General features: G+C 42.7%; 17 protein-coding genes and 1 riboswitch. Of the genes, 3 read left to right on the forward strand and 14 right to left on the reverse strand.

Translation table 11 applies throughout. From position 1 onward, the window contains the following. Positions 1–39 precede the first annotated feature (39 nt). A complete protein-coding gene (locus MCT08_RS18410) occupies positions 40–909 on the forward strand; it encodes a hypothetical protein (protein ID WP_053308979.1) in 870 nt (289 codons plus the stop codon). A 55-nt stretch (positions 910–964) separates the two neighbouring features. Here MCT08_RS18410 and MCT08_RS18415 read toward each other — a convergent pair whose 3' ends face one another. The 5 genes from MCT08_RS18415 to MCT08_RS18435 all read right to left on the reverse strand — a co-directional run bounded on the left by MCT08_RS18415 (position 965) and on the right by MCT08_RS18435 (position 4,382). After that, positions 965–1,396 (reverse strand): YccF domain-containing protein, encoded by a 432-nt coding sequence (locus MCT08_RS18415; RefSeq protein ID WP_053308978.1) that lies wholly within the window; start codon positions 1,394–1,396, stop codon positions 965–967. Between the two features lie 117 nt (positions 1,397–1,513). Then, the gene (locus MCT08_RS18420; protein ID WP_168524882.1) at positions 1,514–2,203 is read right to left on the reverse strand and encodes a sulfite exporter TauE/SafE family protein; all 690 of its coding nucleotides are present in this window, start codon (positions 2,201–2,203) and stop codon (positions 1,514–1,516) included. Positions 2,204–2,357: 154 nt separating this feature from the next. Beyond that, entirely contained in the window at positions 2,358–3,566 is a 1,209-nt protein-coding gene (locus tag MCT08_RS18425; RefSeq protein ID WP_274679062.1) for an MFS transporter, read from the reverse strand. Between the two features lie 53 nt (positions 3,567–3,619). Continuing rightward, positions 3,620–3,820 carry a hypothetical protein gene (locus tag MCT08_RS18430; RefSeq protein WP_053308976.1) on the reverse strand — a complete coding sequence of 67 codons (201 nt, stop codon included), beginning with the start codon at positions 3,818–3,820 and terminating at the stop codon, positions 3,620–3,622. Positions 3,821–3,986: 166 nt separating this feature from the next. Further along, positions 3,987–4,382, reverse strand: coding sequence for a rhodanese-like domain-containing protein (locus tag MCT08_RS18435; RefSeq protein ID WP_171979873.1), 396 nt, complete (start codon positions 4,380–4,382; stop codon positions 3,987–3,989). Positions 4,383–4,662: 280 nt separating this feature from the next. Between MCT08_RS18435 and MCT08_RS18440 the strand changes: the two genes are divergently transcribed. Continuing rightward, positions 4,663–5,598, forward strand: a complete 936-nt coding sequence (locus MCT08_RS18440) for a helix-turn-helix domain-containing protein (RefSeq protein WP_274679063.1) — start codon at positions 4,663–4,665, stop codon at positions 5,596–5,598. Between the two features lie 35 nt (positions 5,599–5,633). On the opposite strand, the gene MCT08_RS18445 is transcribed toward MCT08_RS18440, so the two are convergent. Continuing rightward, entirely contained in the window at positions 5,634–6,272 is a 639-nt protein-coding gene (locus tag MCT08_RS18445; protein WP_274679064.1) for an NAD(P)-dependent oxidoreductase, read from the reverse strand. A gap of 125 nt (positions 6,273–6,397) precedes the next feature. On the opposite strand from MCT08_RS18445, the gene MCT08_RS18450 reads away from it, so the two are divergent. After that, positions 6,398–7,285: a LysR family transcriptional regulator gene (locus MCT08_RS18450; protein ID WP_274679066.1), complete on the forward strand. Its 888-nt coding sequence runs from the start codon at positions 6,398–6,400 to the stop codon at positions 7,283–7,285. A 58-nt stretch (positions 7,286–7,343) separates the two neighbouring features. On the opposite strand, the gene ribB is transcribed toward MCT08_RS18450, so the two are convergent. From ribB to putP, 8 genes are all read right to left on the reverse strand, one after another. Continuing rightward, positions 7,344–8,000, reverse strand: coding sequence for a 3,4-dihydroxy-2-butanone-4-phosphate synthase (ribB, locus tag MCT08_RS18455; RefSeq protein ID WP_168524397.1), 657 nt, complete (start codon positions 7,998–8,000; stop codon positions 7,344–7,346). Positions 8,001–8,093: 93 nt separating this feature from the next. After that, a riboswitch (FMN riboswitch) is annotated at positions 8,094–8,255 on the reverse strand. A gap of 177 nt (positions 8,256–8,432) precedes the next feature. Continuing rightward, entirely contained in the window at positions 8,433–10,412 is a 1,980-nt protein-coding gene (locus MCT08_RS18460; protein ID WP_168524396.1) for a methyl-accepting chemotaxis protein, read from the reverse strand. A 478-nt stretch (positions 10,413–10,890) separates the two neighbouring features. Next, positions 10,891–11,373: a YehS family protein gene (locus MCT08_RS18465; protein WP_274679067.1), complete on the reverse strand. Its 483-nt coding sequence runs from the start codon at positions 11,371–11,373 to the stop codon at positions 10,891–10,893. A 188-nt stretch (positions 11,374–11,561) separates the two neighbouring features. Further along, complete coding sequence (locus MCT08_RS18470; RefSeq protein WP_274679068.1) at positions 11,562–13,013, reverse strand: coniferyl aldehyde dehydrogenase; 1,452 nt, start codon at positions 13,011–13,013, stop codon at positions 11,562–11,564. A gap of 16 nt (positions 13,014–13,029) precedes the next feature. Continuing rightward, positions 13,030–13,509: an Lrp/AsnC family transcriptional regulator gene (locus MCT08_RS18475; RefSeq protein WP_053308967.1), complete on the reverse strand. Its 480-nt coding sequence runs from the start codon at positions 13,507–13,509 to the stop codon at positions 13,030–13,032. Positions 13,510–13,690: 181 nt separating this feature from the next. After that, entirely contained in the window at positions 13,691–15,580 is a 1,890-nt protein-coding gene (locus tag MCT08_RS18480) for a methyl-accepting chemotaxis protein (protein WP_172532606.1), read from the reverse strand. 260 nt (positions 15,581–15,840) lie between these two features. Next, positions 15,841–16,068 carry a hypothetical protein gene (locus MCT08_RS18485; protein ID WP_080996275.1) on the reverse strand — a complete coding sequence of 76 codons (228 nt, stop codon included), beginning with the start codon at positions 16,066–16,068 and terminating at the stop codon, positions 15,841–15,843. A gap of 210 nt (positions 16,069–16,278) precedes the next feature. Further along, on the reverse strand, positions 16,279–17,624 hold a 1,346-nt coding region (gene putP, locus MCT08_RS18490; protein ID WP_274679069.1), incomplete at its 5' end, for a sodium/proline symporter PutP.

A 17,624-nucleotide genomic window follows, 5' to 3' on the forward strand; every position in this document is an offset into this window, starting at 1 on the left:
ATTGAATAGCAAATATTTTCCACTATTTTTGAGGTTTGAATGAAACCAGAGAAAATATCCACCTCAGCGCTTGCGAAAATTCGCCAGCTAGAAGCTAAACAACTTTTTAGTGACCTCAAAAAAGCAGGATATATTAACCGCCACGATGAAAAATGGGTGCTCACCGAACTCGGCGCAAAATTTGGCGGCGAATACGTCGATCATCAAAAGTTTGGACAATTCATCGTTTGGCCTGAAAACTTATTAATCGATTTAGACGCTAACCGTGGTATCACCCTTAGCGCCACGCAATTAGGTGAACGCTTTAAACTCAACCCGAAGAAAATTAACCAACTGTTGAGTGAACTAGGCTGGATAGCGAAAAGTGACACCGGCTGGAAAGTCACAAAATCGGGCTTACGAGCAGGAGGGCAGCAGCGTGAAGGGAAAGAATCAGAAAGCCAATTCGTCGTTTGGCATGATTCAATAACTCGTAATAAACGTTTAAAGCAGTCCGTTATTGAATTTTGCGGGCAAGATGCTGAAACACACTCCACCGATAAATCCTACTCCAGTTTTCGTCAAAAATTTGAAGCAAAACATCGCACGTTGGATGGCCATTACGTTCGATCAAAAGGTGAATTATTGATTGATAACTGGCTTTATATGGCAGGTGTGGTGCATGCCTATGAGCGTCAACTTCCTATCGACCAAGATATTACCAGCGATTTTTACTTACCCGCAGGTAAAGTCTATCTCCAATATTGGGGCTCAGATTCAGGACCGACGGCAGAAAAAGATCAAGAAAAAGTACGCATGATTTATCACGAACACGCTTTTAATCTCATTGAACTCAATTATGAAGACGTAACCAAACTGGATGAGATACTGCCAAGCAAGCTGCGGGCATTCGGTATAAAAGCCTATTGAACCGAGGAAATTAAAACTCCGAAGATACCCTCGGAGTCTTGGAAAAAATCAACCACTAACGATGAGAAGAATAACGGGCACGAGCAGCTTCTTCTTTCGGTACAATGGTTTTGCCAATCGGCGCTAAAGAGATCACGGCTAATTTCAAATGCTGCAACGCAAATGGAATACCGATAATGGTAATAAAGCATGCGCAAGCAGAAAGGATATGACCAACCGCCAACCAAAAACCTGCAAAAATAAACCAAATGACATTGCCAATAAAACCAAGTGGACTGGTGCCAATATCGGTTTCATTGGTCAATTCATCGCGCGAGATCGCTTCTTGGCCGAATGGGAAAAATGAAAAATTACCGATCACAAAGCAGGCTCGTCCCCAAGGAATACCGATAATACTGATGAAGGCGAGCAAACCGAAGAACCACCACGCCAAGCCCATAAAAATCCCACCAAACAAAAACCAAATAATGTTACCCAACGTTCTCATAACTTCACCTTTTCCAAAACATACTTTCGTTATCGATCGCTTAAATTACAAGCAACCTAGCGCTAAATTAGATACCGTTAAGTATCCCAAACCATACTTAACTGAAGATTAACAAACTTAAAACAGCCCTTGCCACACCGCCGTTGCGCCACTGATAGAGCATAGCAACAGCGCCCCAACGCGAATTTTTTCTTTGGGTAACGCCTGCGTGGTCATCAAGGCCAATTTATACCCAACCCACGCTGCTGGAATTAACGGAATGGTAATCCACAAATGATGTACAGTTAAAAAACCAGCGGGTAGCTGAATCATCAAAGAGATGATCGAGCTGAAAACAAAGAAAGCTGAAAGGTTGCCACGTAATTGATTGGCCTCTTGATGCTGTAGCAGTAATGCCATTGGCGGTCCACCTATCGCAGAACTGGTGCCAAAAAAGCCTGAGAAAAAACCCGCAACACCCATGCGCGTAGGGGTCGGTTCAATACGAAATGGCAGTAAACTCACCACCACCGCAAACAGTACTAATAGACCTAACCATAGTGCTAATGCATCGGTTGACACCATCACTAACAAAAAACCACCAGCGATAGAGCCAGGAACACGACCAATAAGCGCCATTTTCAATCCACCAATTTCAATATTACTACGATGCTTCATCGCATTGAGTATTGAGATAAATAACGCTACTAAACAGATGGGGGCCGGCACATAATCCGGTGAAACGAGAAATAGCAAAGGCGCAGCTACAATCGCTAATCCAAAGCCAATCGCCGTTTGCACGAAAGATCCAAGGAAAATAAGGAACATGGCAATCAACGCGGGCGTAGTAATCCACTCAGACACAAAAACCTTCCACTCTAAAAACAAAAAAATTCTGAGCTCATCATATAGAAGAACTCAGAATCAAACCAACATCATAAAATTGATTTCAGGTCTGCTTGGAGTCAACTTGTCATGACACTTAGCGCGCAACGGCCAAGCGAGGCATGGGTTTGTCATTAATTGGCAGATGTATCAAAGCGGCAAGCAATGCTAGCACCACCGTCGACCACCAAATAGGCTCATAAGAACCATAGTAATCATAAATACGACCACCAACCCATGCTCCTAGAAAGCTGCCCACTTGGTGGGTAAAGAATACTAAACCGTAAAGGGTAGAAAGGTAACGAGCACCGAAAATTTGACTTACCAAGCCTGAGGTTAATGGTACAGTCCCTAGCCAACAAAAACCAATCGCTGCGCCGAATATGGCTGCGGTTTGCTCAGTCACGGGTAATGTCACAAACCCGCCAATCACCACAGTTCGCATCAAATAAAGCGCAGTCATCACATAACGTTTATTAAAACGATCGCCCATGACTCCCCAAAAATAAGAACCAAAGATATTGAAGATACCCACATAGGCTAAGGCCATAGCCGCACTTGAGGCAGGTAACTGTTTGTCTGCCAAATAACTTGGTAAATGAGTAGCAATAAACATCACGTGGAAACCACATACAAAGAATCCAGCATGAATTAACCAATAACCTCGATGCGCAAATGCCTCTATTAAAGCTTGTTTCAATGTTTGTTGCTTGACCAAACTCTGTATTGAATTGGTTGGCGGATCTACTTTTTTCATAAATAGCGCAAAGGCAATCATAGCACTACATAACATCGCAAATATTTGCAAAGTGCCTTGCCATCCAGCATCAGCCAATAAAGTTTGCGCTCCGGGGATCATCACAAACATACCAAATGAGCCCGCGGCGGTGGTGAGTCCAAATGCTTTTGCCGCATGTTCTGCAGGAACCACTTTAGCTACTGCACCAAGCACAATGACATAGCTAGTCGCACTGAGCCCTAAACCGACCAAGCCCCCTAACGTCAGGTACAGTAAACTAGGTGTTGCCGCAATAGAGGTCAAATACAAACCTAGCGCATAACTAATAGCCCCAAGGATAATAATGCGCTTTGCCCCCCAACGGTCAGCAGCCATTCCAACAAAAGGCTGGAACACACCAAACAGTAAGTTTTGTAAGGCGATAGCAAAACTGAAGAACTCTCGTCCCATCGAAAAATGTTCCGAGATAGGCAGCATAAAAATGCCGAAAGATTGCCTAATACCAAGACAGATGATTAGGATGCCGATCCCTAACCAGACTAAAAGGGGAAATCTAAAAATACTCATAAGTTGTTCTCGTAAGTAGTGTTGAGCAAAACACGACCTATATAAAGGATTCGTTAGTGGTGTGTAGAGTGTGCACTATGGCTATGGTGAGCAACGTTATGATGTGAATGCTCACTTTGTTGGTGACAACCACTATTCATAGCTTGCTCAGCTAGCAGTTGTAATAACCTTGGTGAATGGTGAACCACGACCAATGACAACACCAACAACAGAGTCATCCTCATCAATTGAGCCCAAATAGATTGCGATGACATACGCCCGAACCTCGTTTTAAATAGTCCAAATCGATAACCTAACTCATAGAGTTAACGAAAAAATGAGCACGCATGTTAGAGACAAGTTCACCATCAAGCTAATGACGATTAGTGAATAATACTATGCGTTTTTTGCATAGTATTCCAAACCAATACACCCCCAAGCTCATTCACTCCTCAAACTAAAACCCTCATCCACCCAACCAGTGACACCACCAATCATTTTTTTCACCGGACGACCTAATTTTGCCAAACGAATCGCGGCCTTTTCGGTGGCATTACAATGAGGGCCAGCGCAATAAACGACAATTAAGCGATCAATTGGCAAACTAGCCAACGTCTTTTCATTTAATCGGCCATAAGGAATATTAAGCGCACCAGCAATGTGGCCTTGCTGGTAGAGAGCCTCACCTCTTACATCAAGTAATACAAAGTCTTGCAAACTATTACTTAAAGCATGGTGGACGTCCCAACAGTCGGTTTCAAATTGCAAAAGCGCTTCAAAATGCTCAAGCGCCTTTTGACAAGAAGCAGCGGGAATACGAGATACAGCACTAGTCATAAATAATCCTTATTCAAATATCCTCAGCGATTTCATGCTGAAAGTAAGTCTGTATCTCATTATTACCAACAAATGCATCGTCTAACATTGGCTAGAAAGACATCTATCGTTAAGATTAAGCCAACTTAATGTTAACCGGTTTTCTACTCTCTGGAATCCGGCACAATGCTTTGGCGGCGATGTTGTTCATTACTGTTCTGTATGAAAAATTTGAATGCCAAACACTCTAAAGCTAATAACCGTGACCGCAGTCAATTACGAAAAAGAGACCGGATAAGATATGTTAAAAGTTGCGATTTTGTCTCATGCACACGCATCACTGTTTGAGTTAGCCTGTGCCGTTGAGCTGTTTGCGTTGCCCCGGCCAGAGTTTAAAAATTGGTATCAAACCGATGTTATTAACCTAGAAAACCAAATGTTTGAAAGTACGGGAGGCGTGTTAATCCAAACACAGTATGTGACTTCAATTCAAGATTACGACGTGCTTGTCGTGCCAAGCTGGCCAGTAAAACCGATGAGCATCCCTGTAATGATTGCGCAACAAGTTTTGCAATTCGTTCATTCAGGCAAGCGAGTGCTCACGTTCTGTTCTGGTGCTTTCCTACTGGCTGAATTGAGCATACTCGATGGAAAACAAGCCACAACCCATTGGGCATTCGCACAAGACTTCCAAGCACGTTTCCCTAAGGTTAACTATGCAGCAGATGTGCTGTTTGTATTTGATGGGCATATCGGTTGCTCGGCAGGCAGCGCCGCAGGATTAGATTTAGGACTGGCAGTAATTCGTCGCGATTTTGGCTACCAAGTAGCAAACCAAGTAGCTAAGCGACTGGTTGTGTCCGCCCACCGAAGTGGCGGACAATCTCAGTTTGTTGATTCACCAATGCTGGCCGTACCCAATCAATTCTCACAGGCGCTACATTGGGCACAAAAAAACATCGACCAAGCTATCAATATTGAAACCATGGCGGCCAAAGCAAATATGTCGCGCCGTACATTTGACCGAAAATTTCGCGCTAGTTTTAACCTTTCACCTAAGGCATGGCTTATCCAGCAACGAATCGAACGAGCAAAAGGTTTACTCGAAACTGAATCGGTGAATATGGAAACACTCGCCCAACTTGCTGGTTTTGATAACGCCACAACTTTGCGTCATCATTTTCGACGCTTAATCGGCGTATCACCTAAACAATATCGACAACAATTTTCCGGTTAATGTTATTTAGGTGAAAAAAGCAGAAGCAATACGCCCTAGTAAGCGACACCTATACGCTGGCTAGGGTGAGCCGCACTTTCGAGCTCATCAATCATTGCCACGGCATAATCGCTTACGGAAATTCTGCTATTGCCTTGTTCATCTGACAACAAAGCATCACCACCAATTCGATAAGCACCTTGCTTATCTCCAGGGAAAATTTCTGCTGCTGGGCTAATAAAAGTCCAGTTAACCGCACTATCGCTTGTACGCAATACTTCTAACGCTTCACCCTGAGCTAATGCTTCCCCTTTGTAAGCCTCAGGGAAACCTTCGACAGTGACTAATTTGACACCTGGCGCTACCTCTAGTGAACCAGCACCACCAACCCACAGTAAACGACCTACCCCAACAAGAGGCAACTCAGACAGAAGCTTTTTCGCAGTTGCTGCAACAATGTCGTGGTTTCCAGATGCGCGACCACCGATCGATGCGATTACAGCCTCGACATCAGATAAAGCTGACGCCACTTGAATCAAAGGTTGCTGTAAATCAAAAGTATATGTTTCCACCCCCTCAGCCGTCACTTTGCTTGGGTCACGGACCAATGCGACAACTTCATGCCCACGAGCTTTAGCTTCATTAACGATATGACTACCAATCCAACCTGACGCGCCTAATACTGCAATTTTCATAACTTGTTTCCTCATTCATTTACTGTTTTTCGACAACTATTACAGTCTAATAGCTAACCTAAACAGGAAAAACAGATGAAAATGATGTAGATTGTATCAATATAAGTAACCAATAGAGATTCTCGATGGATAGACTCACCGCCATGCGCAGCTTCATTGAAGTGGCTAATACCGCCAGCTTTACTAAAGCTGCCGATAATTTAAACCTAAGCCGCTTGCAAGTATCGCGACACGTGCAAGAAGTGGAGGATTGGTTGAAGCAACGTTTGTTGCATAGAACGACTCGAAAAGTTAGCCTCACGACCGCAGGTGAAGATGCTCTGGCGCGCTGTGAGCAAATACTTCACCAAACCGCAGAGTTGGAATTGCGGGCATTAGAACAATCTCAACAACTTTCTGGAACCATTCGCATAGCCGCTCCAATTGGCCTTGCGCAAAATATGCTTTTAGATGTTGTACAAGCCTTCATTAGCCTTCACCCGCTGGTCATGATTGATATAGTCGCCTCTGATCGATTATCACAGTTGGTTGATGAACGAGTCGATATTGCCTTACGCTTCACTCAACAACCGGATGAAACCTTAATTGCACGTCGCTTAATACGCGTTGATACCGTTGTCTGTGCTTCGAAAAATTATCTTGAACAGCATGAAGCCATTACTCAGCCGAGTGATTTATCTCAGCACAACTGCTTTGTGCACTTAAGTAGTGATAAATGGAGTTTCGTGCGAGACAATCAGCATTATTCGGTGCAAGTCAGCGGCAACCTTCGGGCCAATGATATGGGTATATTAAGCCAAACCGCTATCAATCATCATGGCATTGTGCGTTTACCCTGTGACCTAGCCAACCCGCTGATTGCGAAAGGGCTGCTTGAGGTTGTATTGCCAGAGTACCATTCTCCTAGCAATGCACTGTGGGCAGTGTACTTATCTCGTAGCTATCAAACTCCAGTGGTAAGACAGTTCATAGATTTTATCGCGGAAAGTTGGAAAGAGAATATGACAGCCTAGAAGGCTTGTATGTGAAAGATGATTAGTTAGGGCGCATCATGCGCCCTTGATTCAATGGTTAAGCCAATTTCAAATCATACTGATTACGATACAAAACCATATCTTCGATGGTTAGAACTGGCATATTATGCACGCGCCCAAATTCAATAATTTCTGGGGTTTTTGCCATAGAGCCATCCGGGTTCGTCAATTCACACAAAACTCCCGCTGGCATTAAACCTGCCATTTGCATTAGATCAACCGTACCTTCAGTATGACCACGACGAGCTAATACGCCACCTGCACGTGCACGCAATGGGAATACATGTCCCGGACGGGCAAGGTCATCAGGTTTAGCATCCAACCGCGCTGCCGTTTTAATCGTGGTCACACGGTCTTGTGCGGATACACCAGTAGTGACGCCTTCTTTCGCTTCAATAGAGACGGTAAACGCGGTTTGGTTTGCGCTATTATTGTTTACAACCATCGGCGGTAATTCTAGTTTGTTCGCTTGTGCATCGGTCAAACATAAGCAAACAATGCCACTGCATTCACGGATCATCAATGCCATTTGCTCGGTTGTCAGTGACTCTACTGCATAGATAATGTCGCCTTCGTTTTCACGATCTTCATCATCAAGCAGTAAAACCCCCCGACCTTGCTTAAGGGCTGATAATGCATTTTCAACGCGAGTAATTGGGTCACCGAATTCGGCAAGAAGTGATAACTGATTCATGGTTCTACTCCTAAAAAATCACCAGAATCAGGGCGTAATATGAGGGATCAAATCCAAAACGAATTGCACCAGTTAATCGAATAACTGATGTTTTTTCATTCTCTCTCATCCGGACTATAACCGTCGGCTCTGGCCTCTCACCAGATCTGCTGACCTCGAAAAATCGAGCGCTCGCGGGCTCATCAACTCCAACCATGAAAGTGTGTAAGTCAATATACCGCCGGTGGGGAATTACACCCCGCCCTGAGAATTTAAAAAAATATGTGTGCTTAGAAAGCTCAAGCATGTTAGTGGTTTTGAGCCCAGATGAAAAGTGACGAATGCATCAACGTTAAAACTTAGTCGAGTTGTAGTATGGGAAATCGGTATCAGAGGCATAACCATCGCTAATAACCGAAACCCGCTCATCAAAGAAATACTCGTATTTTTAAACTAACTCTTAAACGTATTCGCAATATTTTTCAACGAGCTAGCTAACTGTGCTTGCTCTTGGGCTGTCGTCGCTATCTGTGTTGCTCCAGTTGTCGCTTCTGCTGATTTCTCTTCAACTGAAATGACATTTTGCGCTATGTCTTGTGTCACTACGGCTTGTTCTTCGGTAGCCGTTGCAATTTGAGCCGCCATACTAAAGATTTCACCCACTGATTTCGAAATCCCTTTCAGCGTTTCTTCTACATTTTTAGAACTTTCCACTGATAATTCGGCTTTCTTCTGGCTACTGTCAATAACACTGAATGCTGCATCAACATCAGATTGAAGCGACGCAATAAAACCTTCAATCTCTGAAGTGGATTTTTGGGTACGCTGTGCCAGAGTTCTGACTTCATCCGCCACTACCGCAAAACCTCGGCCTTGCTCACCAGCACGGGCAGCTTCGATTGCTGCATTTAGAGCAAGTAAATTGGTTTGTTCAGCGACAGACTTAATAACATCAATAACATTATTGATGTTATTGCTACTCTCATGTAAGTGATTGATTTTTGATGCCAAACCATCAATTTCGTTTGCTAAGTTTTCAATCAAGTGATAGGAGTTTTGAACAGTAACTAGACCACCTTGCGCTTGCTCATCCGCTAGTCTAGACAATTCCGCAGTGTGCTGAGCTTTACTAGCCACTTCATTCACCGTAGTCGAAAGCTCTTCTGTTGCTGTTGCGATCAAGACAATTTGTTCTTTCTGCTCAACCATTGAGCATGAGTTATGCTGACAAGTTTGAGAGGTTTCTTCGGCAGCTGAAGCCAATGTCATACTTGAATGAGAAAGATTATCTATGACCTTAGCGAATTTTTCCAAAGTCGAATTTAGCGACGAAGAAACCATGCCTAATTCACTTTGATCAACATACCTAGCACGTAGCGTTAAATCATTATCACTTATGACTTGCGCCATGACCGAAGTCAGATCTTTCACTCTCGCTGCTAAATCTTTAAAGGTGTAAAACGAGATAAAAGCAGCGATAACGGTAATCAATGAAAAAATAAAAATATTCACTAGCATCGATGTTTGAGCGGTTTGCGATTTTTGTTCGGTCAACTGAAGCAAAGATTGAGCAATATGGCTTTCTGTTTTTTTCAACAGTGATATACGACCGGTTGATTGGGTAAACCAATGCACCGGATCAACATTAAAGTGGCTTGATTTCGACAAAGCTAATTGGCGCAGTTTTTCTACTTCCACAACAAAATTATTTTGTAATTGTTGCTCATAAAATTGTTTGTTTTCATCACTACTTAGTACATTAAAATTTCTAAAGTACGTATTTTGCTCAGTCATTAGTGAGATAAACTTAATTAGCATTCCAGGTGAGAACTCATCCTTTGAAAAAGCATTATTTAAAACCGCGCGCTCAATACCCGCACGCTCTTTACCTTGCAGAAAACTGTAATAGGCAACGGTCTGTTGGGTAATTTTTGCATCGGTGCTCAATTCAGCAATTAAGCCCGAAACACTCAGTAACTGAGCATTTAATTGAGTGTAATAAGCTAGTGCATCAGAAAGTGCAATTGATTGTGTATCTACTTGAAGTCTAATCGAATCAATTTGATTTAAGCTCTGATTGATTGACTGATTCAGTTGATTTATGGTTTGAAGAGTGATGCTCTCAGCCTGCCAGTAGTCATTTCGCAATTTGTTTTTTTCATCGGAAGCTCGGCGCTGAACTTTGAGCTCACGCTCAAACTTACTACCTTTTGAACCTAGGTAGCCAGCCGTCATTCCTCGTTCCTTTTGTAGTTCATGGACAAGCTCACTGTACACAACAGATAAGTGCGTTAATTGATTTAACGAAGACATCTCCTTGGTTGTCGACATGCTTTGAGAGATTGAAGATGTACTTAACCACAAAAAACCTAGAATAGGGAATGTAAGCAGAATGATAATTTTTTGCTTAACAGAAAAATTAGATATATTCATTGTTGTTTCCTAGCGACATCAGATTGACGTTGACCCTTTATTTTTTGGGTTATAAGTGTTAACAAAAATATTGAACAAAAAAATAATTTCAATTACCCATAGTGGGTATAACTTTACTTATGACTAGTAAAAGGAAGATCTTATAGTTTTTGTTAATGATTAATTGACATTAACCATATTTAAAGCTAGACAATATTCTTCTATACACCAATATGAAACAAACATCTCCCTCCTAGATAATTGTAGATCATTTTTGCACATCGGTATTTTTACTTTATGTTGGCGAAACGATGTAAATCATAGCGACGTGCAAAGACCAAATGATGGTTGACTTTCATTCAGAACGTGAAGACTAGACAAATGATACGAGGAGTTAATATTGATGAGATGGGTTGTTATTTACAGTGTAAAACTAGCTAGGTAAGACACTAAACTTGAATCCATAAAAAGCCACAATATATGTGGCTCAGTGTACTAATTAGTTGACCAATTCTTGATATTCACGCTTATCTTCGGGGCGCAATTGACGCTGCACACCCATTAAGAAGTTACGCAAAATTTGGTCTTTACAGTCACGATAATGTTTATTGTCTGGCTTACGGAAAAAGGCATTTAATTCATGTTTACTTAAACTGAAATCGACAACCGATAAAGTCTCTAAAACATCTTCTGCTTTCATATCTAAAGCAATACGTAATTTCATAAAGATCATATTGTTAGTTAAACGAGCCTCTGGATTTGGTTGCTCACCTTCACGCTTACCACGTTTGGTGTTAATTAACCCATTAAGAAATATCGCCAGCTCAGTGTCACTAAACACAGCATCTGTTTCTTTGCTCAACCAAGCAGAAATTTGCTCTTGAGTCACTTGACTATCAGCAGCAGCGAAAATTTCAACCATAGTTGAGTCTTTAAAATCGAAGGTGTAGCGAATGCGGCGTAAAATATCGTTATTGGTCAAAATAGATCCTAGGGTTAGATTTAACCAGTGCCGTCAACATGACAGACTGTGAAGAAATAGCGCGCCACTGTAGCAGAATAGCTATAAGCTACCTATTGATTTCATACCGAGAAGAAAAATGCTGGCTGGAAAATGTCAAGCTCACCAGTTGGAGGGTGGCCCGACATCAAAAATGCATAGTCAGTTGACTAGCGTATAAACCAGCGTCTCAATATCGGTAAAAACGCCTTGCGGTAGCGCAATAACCAATGGCTGCGAGGTAACCATTGTGGAGAAGCAAGCACCGTTTTCGTATGTGAAAAGGTCTTAAAACCTTCGATACCATGATAGTGCCCCCCCCCCGATTCGCCAATACCACCGAAGGGAGCATCATCTGCTGCGACATGCAGTAACGTATCATTCACCGCTAGGCCACCACTGTGGGTTTTCGTTGTGATCTGCTGCACTATAGAAGTGTCATTCGTCATTAAATATAACGCCAGAGGACGTGGGCGAGCGTTCACATAAGCAATCGCATCATCCAGTGTTTGATAACCAAGAATCGGTAAAATTGGGCCGAAAATCTCTTGCTGTGTCACCAACATAGACTCATCGACTTGTGTTATAAGATGAGGTAAAAACTGCCGTCCGACAGCTGAACCATTAGTGTTTTGCAAAGGGTGAATATGCGCCCCTTTTCGCTCAGCGTCCTCGAGATAAGATTGCAAGCGATCAAATTGAGCCTGGTTAATAATATGAGAAGTATCAAAAACGCCACTCTTCAGCGCAAAATTCTTTTTAAAACGTTTGAGATAAAGCTCAATGAAGGTTGAAACTTTAGCTTGTGGAACTAAAACATAATCTGGCGCAACACAAATTTGCCCAGCGTTCACCGCTTTACCCAGCATAATGTTATCGACACTACGTTTTAGATCAGCATCATCAGCAATAATGACCGGAGATTTCCCCCCTAATTCCAAGGTAATCGGGGTTAGATTTTTCGCCGCGGCTTGTGCTACTAATTTTCCAACCGATGTTGAGCCAGTAAAAAGCAAATGATCAAACGCTAAGGCACTAAATTTTGCGGCTACATTAGCATCGCCGTGCACGGTGGTAATCGCTTCTTCCACAACCGAAAAAATGCGCGCCAACACTTGGTTAGTCTGTGGTGTGTATTCACTCAATTTCACCATCACTCGGTTACCAGCCGCCAGAGCCGTCACTATTGGAGCTACACTAAGAACAATAGGAAAATTCCACGGCACAATAACCCCGACTACACCTAGTGGTTGGTAATGAACCTTTATTTTTGAAGGAAATAACAGTAATCCATTGTGGCGCGAGCTTGGTTTCAACCACGATTTAAGCTGCTTTAAGGTGTAATTGATATGCGAAACCGCAGGAAGAAGATCACAAATAGTGCTGTCAAAATCGCTTCGATAGCCGTAGTCGTCACTTAATGCTTGAGTAAGTGCTTGCTGTTCATGGATTAGTGCCTTTTTAAGAGCGATTAACCACAGACGACGTTGGTCAACACTCGGATATGGTGCACTATTCGCGCACTGCTTAAGCTGCACAAATTGCGCTAAAATATCCGTTTCACTTAATGAGGTGGCAGGTGATTCTACCTGATCTCTCTGAATGCCTTCCGCTTGCAACATACGCCCTTCTTTTTAATCACAACATGTTTGAGATAAGTTCAGGATTGATACCAAAACTGGCTTTATGCTCTTCAATCACAAACTCACTACGTGTCTGAATAACCCCTGGCAACGTTCCAAGTTTGCCAGACATAAAACCTTGGTAAGCCTTCATGTCTTTCACTCGTACTTTGATCATGGTGTCAAAATCACCAGACAGCGAATAGCACGCTTCAATTTCAGGAATATCAGCGACCGCTTCGGCAAAACGTTCAAAAATAGAGAAGCTTGTTTGATCTAATCGAATATGGATGAACACTTGCACATCTAAACCCAATTTTTCTGGGCAAAGTTCTGCGTGGTAACCTTTGATATACCCTTCTTTTTCTAAGCGCTTCACACGATCAGAACAAGGAGAAGTAGTTAAATTGACTAGTTTTGCAAGCTCAACGACAGGTAAACGCCCTTTGTTATGCAAAATACGTAAAATTTGTTGATCAATTCGGTCTAAGTTCATGGCGCTCTATGTGAGTTAACAAATCATCATGTGCCATACAATAATGGCTTATGTCACTATGCCTAGATACCTTAGCAAGGCATTGTGATAACGGTCACATTGAAGCTAAAAAGATAGCCAGTCAGCGAAACTGACTGGCTATCAATAAAAAACGTCTTTATTTTCACATCAACGAGGTTTGCTAAAGTTTGAAGCGAGAAATTTCCTTATCAAGTTCACTCGCAAGGCCGCGTAATTCACGCGCTTGTTCAACAGCACCCTGTGCATCATGAGCTAATTGATCACTCACCTCACGTACTGACTCAGTATTACCGTTAATATCTGCCGTCACTAATGATTGCTCTTCAGCTGCGGAAGCAATTTGCGTCGCCATATCGCTGATCATTTGAATCGCTTCACTGATCGCATTTAAGCTCTCCCCCGTTTGATTAACGTCTTGCACACTGGTCTCTACCAATTTATGACTTTCGGTCATCACAGAAACTGCATTAGCCGTTACCTTCTGCAAACCTGCAATTTTAGACTGAATTTCTTCAGTTGATGCATGAGTTCGCTGAGACAAAACTCGCACCTCATCTGCGACCACAGCAAAACCACGTCCTTGCTCACCAGCGCGAGCCGCTTCAATCGCCGCATTCAACGCCAACAGATTCGTTTGCTCAGCAATAGAGCGGATAGTCGAAAGAATGGTCGAAATTTCATTCCCATGAACTTCAAGCTCGCCAATAATACCCACCGCATTGTTTAGCTCTTGTGCTAATTGATCAATCGACTGTTTGCTTTGTTGCATTTGTTGGTAACCTTGCGCACCAAGCTCAACCGATTCATTAGCATTTTTAGCCGTGTTATCAGCATTACCAGCAATTTCTGCCGTTGCGGAAGCCATTTCGGTTACCGCCGTTGCAACCATGGTGATCTCATCTTGCTGAGTACGAATTCGCTCACTACGTTGAGTGGCTGCGCTAGCAGCTTGGTTCGCTCCTTGGTTAAGAGACTCGGACACCTCTTTTACATTTTTCACCATCACATGCAAGCGATCGACAAATTTATTGAATTTGTCCGCAACCAATCCAACCTCATCTTGGCTATGCACTTCCAAGCGACGAGTTAAATCACCATCACCTTCCGCAATATCAGAGAGTGCCTGAGCAATATTACCAAGCTCCGTTAATTGTCGCGCCACAAACCACGCGGTGGTCAACGCAAGGACAATCAAAATCGCCAACGCAATCAAACTTTGACTAAGTAACATCTCATTCAGTGGTGCTTCCAGAACAGCCTTATCCATGATCATCACTAACAGCCAATCAGTGTGTTCAATACTCTGCGCCATCAATACTTTGGCATAACCACCAATATCCATAAATAGTGGTTTGCTTGAATTAGCCGTTGCTAGCAAGCTGCTTATTGTCAAATCTGGTGCAATGTCCTGAGTGGGTTTTAAGATCAACTCTTGATTTGAATGCGCGACGATCAAACCTTTCTGATTCACTAAAATAGCTTGACCTTGCCCTGGAACTTCAATCGCCAAGACATCCTTCATTAATTTGTCTAACGCTAGGTTTGACGCTGCCACCCCAATAATTTGACCATTTTGACGAACCGGTTCAGCCAAAGTCACCACTAATGCTTGCATCGTAACGCTAACATAAGGTGCAGTGGTGATCGCCTTACCTGCTGCTTTAGCTTCTTTATACCATCCACGAGCTCGCGGATCATAACCCGCCTTATTGAGTGATGGATCATGGCGGTACATCTCACCTTGCTCATTACCGTAGTAACTTAGTCCAAAAGCACCGGATTTCAGTGTTTGACGTAAGTGAGGAACAATGTCTAAATTGGGGTTGAGTTCAATTTCTTCTTTTAAACCATTTAATGAATGCTGTTTACTTTCGAACCAATCACCGATTCCTTTAGCATTAGCCTGTAATACGTTTCGACTTTCGCTTTCTATGGCTCGCCAACTGTCTGCTTTGGAGGATTGATACCCCACCATCACCAATGCAACAGCCGTGAGCGCAATGGCAATAACAACAGAGAAAACCATTTTTCTCTTTAAACTAATTTGCATTGAACTGCTCCTTAATGATGAATCAATTTAATTGATACTCACTAGAGAATATGACAAATATCAGATGGTTTTTTGCTTTAAGTAGCAATACAAGATTTTGGTGCCATGACTAAAGTAATAAACGTGCATTAAGTCATGTTTAGGGTAGAGAAAATGAGGACTAATATCAGCCGAAGATAATTGAATACTAAAGGATGAAATTCAGAAGATGTCTGGCTACAACCATAGACTTGATGCAGCCAGTAAACAAATGGTGAATGTTAAATCACACGAACACGGGAAAAGTCAGTTTGGTTGAGTGTCGATTGATGATTACACACTCGGCAAAAACCTTGCTTTTCCATTTTATAATAAGCTTCGCCTTGGAATACTAACGAGAGAAATTTTTGAACCCCTTGCCATGTCGAACACGGCTCAGTCTGGCAACGCTTCATCACTACTTTGTGCGGTGTTTGTTTACGACAGCAGTTGCAATACGCCTTTGGCATGGTTCATCCTCGCTTATACCGTTATTGACAGTTGACGTATTTTGCGCCAATTAGTTCATTCACCTCAAACTTTAGTTTTAATTTCGTGACATTAATTCACAAAATTAGCCATAAATATCGCCATATTTTGGCTAAAAATCACAAATATCCTGCAAAAAATAAAAAAGCCCCACAACGTGAGGCTTAAAATCAATAAGAGAAGATGATCAATTAATCAAGTTCAACCAACTGTTTTTTAAATGTGGCATGTTGCGCTTTAACTGACGCTTCCGGCTCACCGGTCATTAAGCTCACAATAACAATCGCTGCCGTTGAAAGAATAATCCCTGGGACAATCTCATACACATCATACCAACCGCCAGAAAGTTGCTTCCAAACCACAATTGTGATGCCACCGACAATGATACCAGCTAAAGCACCATTACGATTCATACGAGACCAATACAGACTCAACACTACCGCAGGGCCAAATGCTGCACCAAAACCAGCCCACGCATAAGAGACCAAACCAAGTACGGAGCTGTCAGGTGTCATTGCTAATACCAGAGCAACGATAGAAATCAGGATAACAGCAAAGCGACCAACACGGACGATCTCTTCTGATGTCGCATCTTGCTTGATCACTTGTTTGTAGAAATCTTCAGCTAAAGCTGAAGAAGAAACCAATAGCTGTGAGTCCGCGGTACTCATGATCGCGGCTAAAATCGCGGCCAGTAAGATACCAGCTACCACCGGATGGAAGATAGCATTGACCAACAACATAAAGATTTTTTCGCCATCGGCCAATTCAACTGAAGCCGTATTGGTGACATAAATGAGACCAACCAAACCAACTAACAGTGCGCCAGCCATAGATAATGCTGTCCAGATAACCGCAATGCGGCGCGCTGTGGTTAAGTCTTTATTTGAACGAGACGCTTTGAAACGAGCCAAAATATGTGGCTGACCAAAGTAACCAAGGCCCCATGCCACCAACGAAATGATCGCGACCGCAGAAAGAGGTTCACCTTTTACATCATTCCACATGGTCAATAATTCAGGGTTGATGGCAGATAAATCACTGTTCAACTGACCAAAACCGCCGTTCATTGCAGCAATAGGAACAATCATCAGTGCAGCTGCCATTAACAAACCTTGCACTAGATCTGTCCAAGATACCGCTAAGAAACCACCAAATAACGTATACGACACCACACAAACCGTACCAATAATTACCGCTGTTGAGTAATCTAAACCAAATACCGTTTCAAATAATTTGCCGCCAGCCACCAAGCCAGAACTGGTATAAAAAAGGAAGAATAAAAGGATAAAGAACGCTGAAATGGTTTGGATCAGTTTTGATTTATCATTGAAACGACGTGATAAAAATTCAGGAAGGGTCAATGAGTCGGTGGTGATACTGTACGTACGCAGACGTTTAGCATTGACCAACCAGTTAGCCCAAGTACCGAGTAATAAGCCACCTGCCAACCAGAAGGCTTCGATACCAGCAGCATACGCGTAACCCGGTAAACCCAGCAGCAACCAACCACTCATATCAGAAGCACCAGCAGACA

The organism is Vibrio aestuarianus, from assembly GCF_028858425.1.
Taxonomy (GTDB): Bacteria; Pseudomonadota; Gammaproteobacteria; order Enterobacterales; family Vibrionaceae; genus Vibrio; species Vibrio aestuarianus.

What these genes read in the sequence shown, in the direction of transcription:
- MCT08_RS18440 (WP_274679063.1), top strand. Translation starts at nt 4,663, where the DNA reads ATGTTAAAAGTTGCGATTTTGTCTCATGCACACGCATCACTGTTTGAG.
- MCT08_RS18445 (WP_274679064.1), bottom strand. Translation starts at nt 6,272, where the DNA reads ATGAAAATTGCAGTATTAGGCGCGTCAGGTTGGATTGGTAGTCATATC.
- MCT08_RS18415 (WP_053308978.1), bottom strand. Translation starts at nt 1,396, where the DNA reads ATGAGAACGTTGGGTAACATTATTTGGTTTTTGTTTGGTGGGATTTTT.
- MCT08_RS18460 (WP_168524396.1), bottom strand. Translation starts at nt 10,412, where the DNA reads ATGAATATATCTAATTTTTCTGTTAAGCAAAAAATTATCATTCTGCTT.
- MCT08_RS18435 (WP_171979873.1), bottom strand. Translation starts at nt 4,382, where the DNA reads ATGACTAGTGCTGTATCTCGTATTCCCGCTGCTTCTTGTCAAAAGGCG.
- MCT08_RS18420 (WP_168524882.1), bottom strand. Translation starts at nt 2,203, where the DNA reads ATGTTCCTTATTTTCCTTGGATCTTTCGTGCAAACGGCGATTGGCTTT.
- MCT08_RS18425 (WP_274679062.1), bottom strand. Translation starts at nt 3,566, where the DNA reads ATGAGTATTTTTAGATTTCCCCTTTTAGTCTGGTTAGGGATCGGCATC.
- MCT08_RS18430 (WP_053308976.1), bottom strand. Translation starts at nt 3,820, where the DNA reads ATGTCATCGCAATCTATTTGGGCTCAATTGATGAGGATGACTCTGTTG.
- ribB (WP_168524397.1), bottom strand. Translation starts at nt 8,000, where the DNA reads ATGAATCAGTTATCACTTCTTGCCGAATTCGGTGACCCAATTACTCGC.
- MCT08_RS18470 (WP_274679068.1), bottom strand. Translation starts at nt 13,013, where the DNA reads ATGTTGCAAGCGGAAGGCATTCAGAGAGATCAGGTAGAATCACCTGCC.
- MCT08_RS18480 (WP_172532606.1), bottom strand. Translation starts at nt 15,580, where the DNA reads ATGCAAATTAGTTTAAAGAGAAAAATGGTTTTCTCTGTTGTTATTGCC.
- MCT08_RS18450 (WP_274679066.1), top strand. Translation starts at nt 6,398, where the DNA reads ATGGATAGACTCACCGCCATGCGCAGCTTCATTGAAGTGGCTAATACC.
- MCT08_RS18475 (WP_053308967.1), bottom strand. Translation starts at nt 13,509, where the DNA reads ATGAACTTAGACCGAATTGATCAACAAATTTTACGTATTTTGCATAAC.
- MCT08_RS18485 (WP_080996275.1), bottom strand. Translation starts at nt 16,068, where the DNA reads ATGCCAAAGGCGTATTGCAACTGCTGTCGTAAACAAACACCGCACAAA.
- MCT08_RS18410 (WP_053308979.1), top strand. Translation starts at nt 40, where the DNA reads ATGAAACCAGAGAAAATATCCACCTCAGCGCTTGCGAAAATTCGCCAG.